At 65.3% G+C, this 12,708-nt stretch carries 9 protein-coding genes; 5 read left to right on the top strand and 4 right to left on the bottom strand.

Going from position 1 to position 12,708, the window contains the following annotated elements:
* From KLP40_RS20360 to KLP40_RS20375, 4 genes are all read left to right on the top strand, one after another.
* A partial coding sequence (locus KLP40_RS20360) for a transketolase family protein (protein WP_215595682.1) occupies positions 1 to 1,685 on the top strand: 1,685 nt, incomplete at its 5' end.
* Positions 1,686 to 1,733: 48 nt separating this feature from the next.
* The gene (locus KLP40_RS20365) at positions 1,734 to 3,305 is read left to right on the top strand and encodes an alpha-N-arabinofuranosidase (RefSeq protein WP_215595683.1); all 1,572 of its coding nucleotides are present in this window, start codon (positions 1,734 to 1,736) and stop codon (positions 3,303 to 3,305) included.
* Positions 3,306 to 3,348: 43 nt separating this feature from the next.
* Positions 3,349 to 4,488 (top strand): transaldolase, encoded by a 1,140-nt coding sequence (gene tal, locus KLP40_RS20370; protein WP_215595684.1) that lies wholly within the window; start codon positions 3,349 to 3,351, stop codon positions 4,486 to 4,488.
* 264 nt (positions 4,489 to 4,752) lie between these two features.
* A complete protein-coding gene (locus KLP40_RS20375; protein WP_215595685.1) occupies positions 4,753 to 5,403 on the top strand; it encodes an HAD family hydrolase in 651 nt (216 codons plus the stop codon).
* 215 nt (positions 5,404 to 5,618) lie between these two features.
* Here the strand turns inward: KLP40_RS20375 and araA are convergent, their stop codons facing one another.
* The 4 genes from araA to KLP40_RS20395 all read right to left on the bottom strand — a co-directional run bounded on the left by araA (position 5,619) and on the right by KLP40_RS20395 (position 10,790).
* A complete protein-coding gene (gene araA / locus KLP40_RS20380) occupies positions 5,619 to 7,109 on the bottom strand; it encodes an L-arabinose isomerase (protein WP_215595686.1) in 1,491 nt (496 codons plus the stop codon).
* Between the two features lie 70 nt (positions 7,110 to 7,179).
* Positions 7,180 to 7,875 carry an L-ribulose-5-phosphate 4-epimerase gene (locus tag KLP40_RS20385; protein WP_215595687.1) on the bottom strand — a complete coding sequence of 232 codons (696 nt, stop codon included), beginning with the start codon at positions 7,873 to 7,875 and terminating at the stop codon, positions 7,180 to 7,182.
* Positions 7,876 to 7,961: 86 nt separating this feature from the next.
* Entirely contained in the window at positions 7,962 to 9,626 is a 1,665-nt protein-coding gene (locus KLP40_RS20390; RefSeq protein WP_215595688.1) for a ribulokinase, read from the bottom strand.
* Positions 9,627 to 9,728: 102 nt separating this feature from the next.
* Positions 9,729 to 10,790 (bottom strand): aldose epimerase family protein, encoded by a 1,062-nt coding sequence (locus KLP40_RS20395; protein ID WP_215595689.1) that lies wholly within the window; start codon positions 10,788 to 10,790, stop codon positions 9,729 to 9,731.
* A 393-nt stretch (positions 10,791 to 11,183) separates the two neighbouring features.
* On the opposite strand from KLP40_RS20395, the gene hemG reads away from it, so the two are divergent.
* Entirely contained in the window at positions 11,184 to 12,518 is a 1,335-nt protein-coding gene (hemG, locus tag KLP40_RS20400) for a protoporphyrinogen oxidase (RefSeq protein WP_215595690.1), read from the top strand.
* Positions 12,519 to 12,708 lie beyond the last annotated feature (190 nt).

The following is a 12,708-nucleotide window of genomic DNA, read 5'->3' on the forward strand; positions in this document are numbered from 1 at the left end:
AGGGCTTCGCCAACGGCGTGGGCATGGCCATGGCCGAGGCCCACCTGGCGGCCGTCTACAACCGGCCCGGCCACGTGCTCCAGGACCACTTCACCTACGCCATCGTGAGCGACGGGGACCTGATGGAGGGCATAGCCGCCGAGGCCGCTTCCCTGGCCGGCCACCTGCGCCTGGGCAAGCTCATCTACCTCTACGACGACAACGACATCTGCCTCGACGGGCCCACCCAGCTCTCCTACACCGAGGATGCGCTGGCCCGTTTCGAGGCCTACGGCTGGCACACCCAGCGCGTGACCGACGGCAACGACCTCGACGCCATTGAGGCCGCCATCCGGGCGGCCCAGGCGGAAACCACGCGCCCGTCCCTGATTTCCGTCAAGACCATTATCGGCTTCGGCAGCCCCCAGCAGGGCACCAGCAAGGTACACGGCTCGCCACTCGGGACCGAGAACCTGAAAAAGGCCAAGGCGTTTTTTGGCTTCGACCCCGACACCACGTTCAGCGTGCCCGACGCCGTGCGCACCCACCTGGCCGAAGCAGGCCGGCGCGGGGCCCGGCTTCAGGCCGAATGGCAGCAGCAAACCGAGGCGTACCAGCAGGCGTTCGGCGCAGCGTGGGAACTGTTCCGGGCCTCTTTCGCGGGAGAGCTCCCCGCAGACTGGGACGCCTCGCTGCCCGTTTTCACGCCCGCCGATGGGTCCCTGGCCACCCGCCAGGCCTCCGGCCAGGCGCTCACCGCGCTCAAGCAGCGCGTGCCCTTCCTGTTCGGGGGCTCCGCTGATTTGGCCAGCTCCAACGAAATGCCCACCAGCGGCAGCATGAGCTTCCAGCCCGGCGCCTACGAGCACCCCAACATCTGGTTCGGGGTGCGCGAGCACGCCATGGGCGGGGCCCTGAACGGCATGGCCCACCACGGCGGCGTGCTGCCCTACGGCGGCACCTTCCTCACCTTCTCCGACTACATGCGCGGGGCCATCCGGCTCACGGCCCTGGCCGAGTCGCGGGCCACGTTCGTGTTCACCCACGACAGCATCGGGCTGGGCGAGGACGGCCCCACTCACCAGCCGGTGGAGCAGGTGGCCGCCCTGCGCACCATCCCCAACATTATCGTGCTGCGCCCCGCCGACGCCAACGAAACCGTGGAAGCCTGGCGCCTGGCCCTGACCACGCCCAAGTCGCCGGTGGTGCTCATCCTGTCGCGCCAGAAGCTGCCCGTACTCGACCAGCACCGCTTCGGCCCGGCCCGGGAAGGCGTGGCCAAAGGCGCCTACATTCTGAGCGAGGCCGAAGGCGGCGCGCCCGCGCTGCTGTTGCTGGCTACCGGCTCGGAGGTTTCGCTGGCCCTGCAGGCCCAGCAGCAGCTACAGGCGGAGGGCGTGCCCACCCGGGTGGTGAGCATGCCGAGCTGGGAGCTGTTCGAGCGCCAGCCCAAAGCCTACCAGCAGCAGGTGCTGCCGCCGGCCGTGCGCAAGCGCGTCTCCATCGAGGCCGGCTCGCCCCTGGGCTGGCACAAGTACGTCACCGACGAGGGCACCGTCATCGGGCTGAACCGCTTCGGCGAGTCGGGGCCGGGCGAGGAGGTGCTGGAGCTGTTCGGCTTCTCGGTGGAAAACGTGGTGCGGCAGGCCCGCTGGGTGCTGGCCGGCCAGCCCGCCGACGACGCGCCCCAGCAGCTGGTATCCTAGCGCCTCTCCCCGCTCCCTTTCTCTTCCCACCCTTTTCCCCGCGTGCTGATGAAACGTGCTTTGTGGTCTGCCTCCCTGGTGCTGGCAGCCGGCCTGAGTTTGCCGGGCTTCGGGGCCCGCGCCCAAACGCCCGTGGCCGTAACCGTGCGGCCGGCCGCCACGCCGGCCGTGGTGGTCAGCAAGCACATTTACGGGCACTTTGCCGAGCACCTGGGCCGCTGCATCTACGACGGTTTCTGGGCTGATTCGGCCCTGAACGTGCCCAAGCAGGGCCGGCTGCGGCTCGATGTGGTGCGGGCCCTGCAGAAGATCCGGGTGCCCAACCTGCGCTGGCCCGGGGGCTGCTTCGCCGATGCCTACCACTGGCGCGACGGCGTGGGCCCCACCGCCCAACGGCCCCGGGGCCTCAACATCTGGTGGGGCGACGTGGTGGAGGACAACAGCTTCGGCACCCACGAATTTCTGGAGCTCTGCCGCCTGCTGGGCACCGAGCCCTACCTGGCCGCCAACGTGGGCAGCGGCACGGTGCAGGAAATGGCCGGCTGGATGGAGTACCTCAACTCCAGCGCCGATACGCCCCTCACCCGCCAGCGCGCCCAAAACGGCCACCCCGCCCCCTACGGCGTCACGCTCTGGGGCATCGGGAATGAAAGCTGGGGCTGCGGCGGCAACATGACGGCCGAGTACTACACCGACGTGTACAAGCGCTACGCCACCTTCGCCCACAACTACCCCGGCTCCCCGCCCCTGCGCCGCATCGTGAGCGGGGCCAACGGCGACGACGCCCACTGGACGGAGACGTGCATGAAGAACATTCCGCTGAATATGATGTGGGGCCTGACCCTGCACCAGTACACGCTGCCTACCGGCAGCTGGACCGGCAGCAAGGGCCCGACCACCGGGTTCGGGGAGGCGGAGTATTTCAACACCCTGCGCAACTGCCTGAAAATGGAGGCTGTGGTGACCCGGCACGCGGCCATCATGGATAAGTACGACCCCGAAAAGAAGGTGGCTCTGCTGGTGGACGAATGGGGCGTGTGGACTGACGTGGAGCCCGGTACCAACCCCGGCTTTCTGTACCAGCAGAACTCCCTGCGCGACGCGCTGGTGGCCGGCACCACGCTCAACATTTTCAACAACCACGCCGACCGGGTGCGCGGGGCCAACCTGGCCCAGGCCGTAAACGTGCTGCAGGCCCTCATTCTCACCGAGCGGGAGAAAATGCTGCTCACGCCCACCTACCACGTCTTCGACCTCTACCAGGTGCACCAGGATGCCACCCTGCTCCCCCTCGATTTCACCAGCCCCGACTACGTGCTCAACGGCGAGAAAATCCCGGCCCTGAACGCCTCCGCCTCCCGCGACCAGCGGGGCGCGGTGCATATTTCCCTGGTCAACCTCGACCCGCAAAAGACCCTGCAGCTCACTACCAGCCTGCCCGGCGTGGCCTGGCAAACCGTGACGGGCCGCATCCTGACCTCGGCTAGTGTGGCCGACTACAACACCTTCGCCCGACCCAACACCGTGCAGCCGACCGCCTTTAAGGGCGCCAGAAAGCGCGGCGGCCAGCTGGCCGTGGCCCTGCCGCCCCGGTCGGTGGTGGTGCTGGAGCTGCGCTAGCGGCCCGGGGCTTTTCTTCCACGTACCCATTTCGAACTTCCGCATGAATCCCATTGCCTCCATTCATAGCTTCGGCCAGAGCATCTGGCTGGATTACATTCGCCGCAATATTCTGCAGAACGGTGAGCTGCAGCGCCTGCTGGATGAGGACGGCGTGCGGGGCGTTACGTCCAACCCGGCCATCTTCGAGAAGGCCATTGCCGGCTCCGACGACTACGCCGACGACATCCGCCGCTTTGCCCGGGAGGGGTTGTCGGCGGCGGATATTTACGCCCGGCTGGCCGTGGCCGATGTACAGGCCGCCTGCGACCTGCTCCGCCCCCTCTACGACCACCCCGAAAACGGCGGCGACGGGTACGTGAGCCTGGAAGTATCGCCCAACCTGATTCATGACACCGCCGGCACCGTGGCCGAGGGGCTGCACTTCTGGAAGGAAGTAAACCGCCCGAACGTGATGATCAAAGTACCCGCCACCCGGGCCGGCCTGCCCGCCATTCGGGAGCTGATTGCGGCCGGCGTGAACGTAAACGTGACGCTGATTTTCAGCGTGGAGCGCTACCGTCTGGTGGCCGAAGCCTACCTGGCCGGCCTCGAGGACCGGGTGCGGGCCGGCGGCTCGGTGCAGCGGCTGGATTCGGTAGCCAGCTTCTTCCTCTCGCGCATTGATGTGCTCCTGGATCCGCCGCTGGAGCAGCTGGCGGCCGCCGGGGGTGAGCACGCGCAACTGGCCGAAAGCCTGGTGGGCCAGGTGGCCATTGCCAGCGCCAAACAGGCCTACACGGTGTACCAGGAGCTGTTTGCCGGACCGCGCTGGGCGGCCTTGCAGACGCAGGGCGCGCAGCCCCAGCGGCTGCTCTGGGCCAGCACCGGCAATAAGAACCCCAAGTACGACAACCTGAAATACGTGGAGGCCCTCATCGGCCCGAACACGGTGAACACCATCCCGGTGGAAACGCTGGATTTGTACCGCACCGGGGGCCAGCCCGCCAACCGCCTCGCCGAACCAATGGCCGTGGACGTGCCGAGTAGCCTGACCCAGCTCGGCCTCCACCTGGAAGCCCTCACCGACCAGTTGGAGCAGGAAGGCGAGCAGAAATTCACCGAGCCCTTCGGCAAGCTGCTGACCGTGCTGGAGCAAAAGCGCCAGGAAGCCCTGACCGAAAGTCCGGCCGCATCCAACTAGGCTGTATAGACAGTCGCATTGAAAGAACGTCATTCCGAGCGGAGCGAGGAATCTCGCGTGCTGATGTTGGATTACTACTGCAACGTCAGCACGCGAGATTCCTCGCTCCGCTCGGAATGACGTTCTCTTTAACGCATCCTGTCAACTGTCCACGCACTTCAACCGGAAACCTGGGCGGGGAGCCAGCAAACGGCTCCCCGTTCTGTTTACGCCCTACCTTTACGCCGTCGGCCACTGCTGGCCCAATCACCTACTTACGCCCGCATGAACGCCTTTCTTTTCGACCTCAACGGCACCCTGATTCACGATATGGACTACCACACCCAGGCCTGGCAGCAGCTGCTGAACGAGGACCTGGGCGGGCAGTTTACCCGGGAAGAAGTGAAACACCAGATGTACGGCAAAAACCAGGAAGTCCTGGTGCGCCTGTTCGGCCCCGACCGGTTTTCGGACGAGGAAATGACCCGCCTGGCCGTGGAAAAGGAGAAACGCTACCAGCAGACGTACCGCCCGCACCTGCGGCTGCTGCCGGGGCTGCCGGAGTTTCTGGCGCGGGCCCACCAGCGCGGCATCCCGATGGCCATCGGCTCGGCGGCCATTCCGTTCAACATCGATTTCGTGCTCGATACGCTGGACATCCGCCGCTACTTCACGGCCATCGTCTCGGCCGACGACGTGACCATCAGTAAGCCCCACCCCGAGACTTTCCTGAAGGCTGCTGCCCAGCTCGGTGTAGCACCCGCCAGCTGCCTGGTATTCGAGGACGTGCCCAAAGGGGCCGAGGCCGCCCTGAATGCCGGCATGCAGGCCGTCATCCTCACCACCACCCATGAGCCGGCGGAATTCGCTCACCTACCCAATATCCGCCACTTCGCCCCCGACTACACCGACGCCTTTATGCAGGGGTTGGTGTAGGAAAGGATAGAACGAATGTCATCAAAGACCGTCATGCTGAGCGCAGCCGAAGCATCTCGCGTGCTTCGTTCTGGTGATTCACTAGCCCAGGGTTTAAACCCTGGGCTATGGAGCGGTTATGGCTGGTTACTATTACAGTGTCAGCACGCGAGATGCTTCGGCTCCGCTCAGCATGACGGGCGGGTTGTGACGTTCTATTCAGCGTAGCTAGCGGCCTAGCGCTGGCTGAAGGCCACTTCGTTGTAGCGCAGCTCGTTTTTGAAGGTGCGCAGCCGGGTTTCGTCGTCGATGAGGAGGTACTCGATGCCGGCCATTTCGGCGAAGTCTTCGAGGTACTCGGCCGTGAGGTTCTGGCTGTAGCCGGTGTGGTGGGCGCCACCGGCGTGAATCCAGGCCGCTACGCCGGTTTTCAGGTCGGGCTTCACCTTCCAGAGCACGCGGGCTACGGGCAGCTTGGGCAGGTCGTGCTCGGGCGCTACGGCTTCCACCTCATTCACAATCAGGCGGAAGCGGTGGCCCAGGTCTACGATAGTGGCGTTGAGGGCCGGACCGGCGGGGCAGTTAAACACCAGGCGGGCCGGATCGGCCTTGCCACCGATGCCCAGCGGGTGCACTTCCACCTTCACTTTGCCCTCGGAAATAGTGGGGCAGATTTCCAGCATGTGGGAGCCCAGCACCAGCTCGTTGCCGGGCTGGAAGTGGTAGGTGTAGTCCTCCATGAAGGAGTTGCCGCCGGGCAGGCCCGCGCCCATCACCTTCATGGCGCGCACCAAGGCCGCCGTTTTCCAGTCGCCTTCCCCCCCAAAGCCGTAGCCCTCCGCCATCAGGCGCTGGGTAGCAATGCCGGGCAGCTGCACCATGCCGTGCAGATCCTCGAAGGTATCGGTGAAGCCGATGGCCTTTTTGTCCTGCAGAAACCGGCGCATGCCGGCCTCCATGCGGGCCGCGTCGCGCAGGCTTTCGCGCTGGCTGCCGCCATCCTGCAGGGCCTCGCCCAGCTCGTATTCCTGCTCGTAGATGGCCAGCAGCTCGCTTACCTGCTCCTCGGTTACCTCATTAATCACGGCCACCAAATCGCCAATGCCGTAGGTGTTCACCTCGTAGCCAAACTGCAGCTCGGCCTCCACCTTGTCGCCCTCGGTTACGGCCACGTAGCGCATGTTGTCGCCGAAGCGAACGATGCGGCCGCCCTGCCAGTCGGCCCAGGCGCAGGCCGCGCGGGCCCAGATGCTGAGGCGCTCCTGCGCGTCGGCGCTCTGCCAGTGGCCCACCACCACTTTGCGCTTCACCCGCATGCGCGACGTGATAAAGCCAAACTCCCGGTCGCCGTGCGCCGACTGGTTGGTGTTCATAAAGTCCATGTCGATGTCCTGCCACGGAATGTCGCGGTTGAACTGGGTGTGCAGGTGGGCCAGGGGCTTCTGCAGAATCTTCAGGCCGTTGATCCACATTTTAGCCGGCGAGAAGGTGTGCATCCAGGCAATCAGGCCCACGCAGCTGGGGGTGGTGTTGGCTTCCTGCATCAGCTGGTATATTTCGGCCGGCCCCGTCAGCACGGGCTTGTAGACCACCTTGATGGGCAGCGCCGAGCCAAGGGCTTCGGCAATCTGCTGGGAGTGGCGGGCTACTTCTTCCAGGGTTTCGGGGCCGTAGAGGTGCTGGCTGCCGGTGATAAACCAGGCTTCGTAGTGGGAAATGTCGAGCATGGGTGAAAGGCGAATGAAACCGGGGTGGGCTTAGTTAATCGATTGTGTTAAGAGGCAAGAAGAAAGAAAACTAGCGCTGGCCGTAGTAGGAATGCGCGCCGTGCTTGCGCTCGTAGTGCTTCTGAATCAGGGCGGGCTTGAGGCGGGGCACGTTGGGGCGTAGGGTGCAGCTGAGGTAAGCCATACGGGCTACTTCTTCCAGCACGGCGCTGTGGTACACGGCTTTTTCCACGGTTTTGCCCCAGGTGAAGGGCGCGTGGTTGCCGAGCAGCACCATTTCCACTTCCTCGGGTGAGAGGCCGCGGCGCTGAAACTCGTTAATGATCTGCCAGCCGGTCTGGTGCTCGTAGTCACCGGCAATCAGCTGGTCATCCATGGGCGGGGCGCAGGGAATGTCCACCGTGAGGTGGTCGGCGTGGGTGGTACCCAGAATCGGGATGTCCCGCTGGACCTGGGCCCAGGCCGTGGCGTAGGTGCTGTGCGTGTGTACAATGCCTCCGATATGCTCCCAGTGGCTGTAGAGCACGGCGTGGGTTTTGGTATCCGAAGAGGGCCGCTTGCTGCCTTCCACCACGTTGTTGGCGAAATCGAGCACCACGATGTCCTCCGCTTTAAGCGTAGCGTAGGGCACACCGCTGGGCTTAATGGCAAACACTTGCCGCTCCCGGTCCACCACGCTGGCGTTGCCGAAGGTGAAGAGTACCAGCCCCAAAGCCGGCAGCTGCATGTTGGCCTCGTAGCAGGCCTGCTTCAGTTCTTGATACATAATAGTTTTTGGTTGGTGGTTTCTGGGTTTTGGCCTGTGCTCCGACTTCGTTCAAAAAGCCAAAAGCCACCAACCAAAAACCAACCTTATGCCATGGGCGGGGTAGCGTCTTCCACAAACTGCCCGAAGGCCTGGTACTGCTCGTAGCGGCGCTGGTAATCGGCCACGCGGGCCGGGTTGGGCGAGTAGGTTTCGGCGAAGCCGTTGCCCATGGCCTGCTGGGCCGCTACCACGTTGGGGTGAATGCCGGCGGCTACGGCCGCGTACATGGCCGCGCCCAAAGCCGGTGCCTGGTCCGATTCGGCCACTTTGATGGGGCGGTTGAGCACGTCGGCCAGGGTCTGCATCAGGAAGCCCGACTTCTTGGCCACGCCGCCCAGCCCGATTACCTGCTTGATGGGAATGCCCTCCTGCTCGAAGCGTTCCACAATCTGGCGGGAGCCGTAGCAGATGGATTCCACCAGGGCCCGGAAAATCTGGGGGGCGTCGGTGCCCATCGTGAGGTTCATGAGGGCTCCTTTCAGGGCCTGGTTGGCATCGGGGGTGCGGCGGCCGTTCACCCAGTCCAGGGCCAGCACCTGCGAGTCGTCGGGGGGCACGGCGGCGGCGGCCCGGTTCAGCTCGGCCATCATCTTGTCGCTCAGCTCCTCGTGCAGCGCCTCTTGCTGCTCCGGCGTCAGCAAGACCGACTCTGGCAGCAAGGTGCGCAGCGGCCACTCCAGCACGCCCCGGAACCAGGCCAGCAAATCGCCCACGGCCGACTGCCCGGCTTCCAGGCCCAGCATGCCGGGAATCACGGAGCCATCCACCTGCCCGCAGATGCCCGGCACCAGCTTCCCTCCCACTTCGTGCATGGGCGCCACCACAATGTCGCAGGTGCTGGTACCCATCACTTTCACCATCGAGTAGGCCTCAATCTCGCCCGCCACGGCCCCGGCGTGGGCATCAAACGAGCCCACGGCCACCACGGTATTGGTGGTCAGGCCCAGGCGTTGGGCCCATTCCTCGGAGAGGTGGCCGGCTACTTCGTCGGCGGTATAGGTTTGCTCGAACAGCCGCTCGCGCAGGCCGCTTAGCCGGGGTTCCAGCAGGGTCAGGAACTCCTCGGAGGGCAGGCCGCCCCAGCTTGCGTGCCACATGGCTTTGTGGCCGGCGGCGCAGCGGCTGCGCTTGAAGGTTTTCAGCTCGCTACCAGTGAGCAGCAGCGTCAGCCAGTCGCAGTGCTCCATCCAGGAGTAGGCGGCCCGGGCTACGGCCTCATCCTCGCGCACTACGTGGGCAATCTTGGCCCAGAACCACTCCGAGGAATAGATGCCGCCCTCGAACCGGGTGAAATCCTCGCCGCCCCAGGTTTTGGCCAGGTGGTTGATTTCGGCGGCTTCGGGCAGGGCCGTGTGGTCTTTCCAGAGCACGAACATGGCATTCGGGTTTTCCTCGAAGCCGGGCTTGAGGGCCAGGGCCACGCCCTGCTCATCCACGGGGCCGGGCGTGGAGCCGGTAGTGTCCACGGCCAGGCCCACAATCTGCGCGGCGGGCACGTTCCCGGCCACCTGGCGCACGGTAGCTTCGAGGCCCTCGATATGATCCAGCGGGTGCTGGCGGAACTGGTTTTTGGTGGCGTTGCAGTAGCGCTGCTCCTTCCAGCGGGCGTAGGGGTGCACAGCCTGCGCTACCTCCTGGCCGGTCCGGGCATTCACCAGCACGGCCCGCACGGAGTCGGAGCCGTAGTCGATGCCGATAACGTATTTCATCAAGGGTGAAATTGAGAAGTTATGAGGTTGCGAAATCGTGTTTTTGTGAAGCTGCGGGCCTTCCATTCGGCTTTTCACCACTTCACTAAGCCACCACCTCACCTATTGGCGCACGCCGAACTTATAAATGGTCGTGGAGTGCAGGGTCTGGCCCGGCTTCAGAATGGTGCTTGGGAACTTGGGCTGGTTGGGCGAGTCGGGGAAGTGCTGGGTTTCCAGGCAGAAGCCCGCGTGCTTGCCGTAGGTCTGGCCGCTGGCGCCTTTCAGGGTACCATCGAGGAAGTTGCCGGTGTAGAACTGCAGGCCCGGCTCGGTGGTGGTTACCTCCATCGTGCGGCCGGTGGTGGGCTCGTACACGGTGGCGGCGGGCTGACCAGTGGCCGAATTCAGTACCCAGTTGTGGTCGTAGCCGCCGGGTACCTGCGCAATCCGCTCCCCGATGGTGTGGGGCGAGGTGAAGTCGAAGGGCGTGCCCTGCACGGGGCGCAGCTCGCCGGTCGGAATCAGGCCCGCATCCACCACGTTGTAGCGGTCGGCGGCCAGGGTTACTTCGTGGCCCAATACATCTTTGCCGCCGCCCAGGTTAAAGTAGGCGTGGTTGGTGAGGTTGACGGGCGTGGCCTTGTCGGTGGTGGCCGAGTAGTCGATTTTCAGCGCGTCGTCGGCCGTGAGCGTGTACACCACCGTCACGGTGAGGTTGCCGGGGTAGCCTTCCTCGCCGTCCTTGCTCAGGTAGCTGAGCTTCAGGGTCTGGCCCTCGGCGGAAGTGCCCGGCTCCGCCTGCCACAGTACTTTATCAAAGCCCTTTTTACCGCCGTGCAGGGTGTTTTCGCCGTTGTTTTGGGCCAGGGTGTACTCCTTACCATCGAGGGTAAACTTGCCCTTGGCAATGCGGTTGCCGTAGCGCCCGATCAGGGCTCCGAAGTACGGCCCCGCTTTCCGAAACTCCGGGCTCTGGTAGCCGCTCACGTTGTCGAAACCCAGCACGATTTCGCCGGGCTTACCGGCCTTATCCGGCACCAGCAGGCTGGTAATGGTGCCGCCGTAGTTGGTGATGCTCACCTGCAGGCCGTGGGCGTTGGTGAGGGTATAGAGCTGCACCTCGGTGCCGTCCTGGGTTTTGCCGAACGGGGCGGCGACGGGGTTGGGGGGGGAATCGGTCATAGAAGCGGCGGGGCCGGATGTTTGATCAGCGGAAGAACAGGAGATGCAGCCTATCAGCAGCAGCCCGCCGGCCAAGCCGGCGGCCCCTTGCCACCAAGAACGGGCTGGAAAGAAAATAGTCATGGGCCGGAGGCGAATGAGATACGGAAAAAGGAGCATAAACGTGGGGCAATCGAGTAGCGGAGTACTGATAAGGCAGCATGGAGGCTAACTCATTTACCACCGCAATGGCTGCCGGGGGTCTAATGTAGAGAAAGCCGTTGTAATTACACAATCGTTTGTGTTTGCTGGTGAAATTAGCCGGCACCGTCCGGGCCCGGTTCCGGCGAAGCGCGGGGCCAGGCGTACCTTTGCGTCCTCGCTCCTGTTTCTGACTCTTCGACTTCTTATCCCATGGCCATAGCAATTCTCGGCGGCGGCATCTCGGGCCTCACGCTGGCCTGGTACCTGCAACGCGCCGGCCTCGACTACGACCTGTTCGAGGCCAGTGCCCGGCCCGGCGGCAACCTGCGCTCCGAGCAGCTCGACGGCTACCTGCTCGAAACCGGCCCTAATTCCCTGCAGCTTTCCCCCGAGCTGGAGCAGCTGCTGGCCGAGCTGCGGCTGACGGAGCAGGTGCAGGAGGCGGCCGCCGTGAGCCAGAACCGCTACGTGCTGCGCCGGGGCGCTTACCAGCAATTGCCCGCCTCGCCCCCGGCCCTGCTCACCAGCTCCTTTTTCAGCCCCGCAGCCCGCTGGAACATGGTACGGGAGCTGTTCCGGCCCGCCCAGGCGCCCAACCCCCGGGAAACGCTGAGCGAGTTCTTTACCCGCCGCTTCGGGCCCGAAGTGGTGGCGTATGCCCTGAATCCGTTCATTTCGGGCATTTATGCCGGCGACCCGGCCCGGCTGCTGCTGCACAAGACGTTTCCGCAGCTGGCCGCCCTCGAGCAGGAGCACGGCTCGGTGCTGCGCGGGCTGATGAAGCGCAGGAGCAGCGCCGGCCGCCGCCGCATCATTACCCTGGCCGGGGGCCTGCAAACCCTGCCCGACGCGCTGGCCCGCCAGCTGCGCCGCGCCCACTTCGGGCAGGGCGTAACCCGCCTGCACCGCCACGCCGACGACGGCCGCTGGGAAGTGGAAACCACCGCCGGCCCCGCCCCCCGCCTCTACCAGCAGGTAGTGCTGGCCCTGCCCACCCACGCCGCCGCGCCCCTGCTCCGGGCCCAGTTCCCGGCCGAAGCCGCCGCCCTGGCCCAGGTGTACTACCCGCCCATGACGGCCATCTACACCGCCTACCAGCGCGCCGACGTGGGCCACGCCCTCAACGGCTTCGGGGCCCTCCACCCCAAAGCCGAGCAGCCCTACGCCGCCGGCACCATCTGGACCAGCTCCATCTTCCCCGGCCGCGCCCCGGACGGGCAGGTGCTTCTCACCACCTTCGTGGGGGGCAGCCAGTACGAAACCCAGGCCCGGGAGCCCGAAGCCGAGCAGAAAGCCGCCGTGCACGCCGAGCTCAGCCGGCTCTACCAGCTGCGGCCAGGCACCGCGCCCGTGTGGCAACACCGCTACTTCTGGCCCCAGGCTATTCCGCAGTTTGATGCCGCTATCGAGCCCGCTCACGCTGCTGCGGCCGCCCTTCAGGAGCAGGGCCTGTTTGCCTCGGCCAACTGGGTGGCCGGCGTGGGCGTGCCCGACTGCATCCGCCACGCCCGCCAGCTGGCCGGCACGCTGACCGCCGGGTGGTAGGGCGGTAGGGCGGTAGGGCGGGCCTTTTGGCCGCACGTCTGCCCACCGCTGGCGCTTCGGCCGGCCGAAAGGCCCCGAACTACGCTGGCTATTACGGGTTATTAAGGGGCAGATACGCAACCCCAGCCGCAACGCGCGCATCTGTAAGTTGGCTTCAGGTGCCCCGCTGCCCGGCCCGCGCAGCGGAGCG

Source organism: Hymenobacter piscis (assembly GCF_018760735.1).
Classification (GTDB): Bacteria; Bacteroidota; Bacteroidia; order Cytophagales; family Hymenobacteraceae; genus Hymenobacter; species Hymenobacter piscis.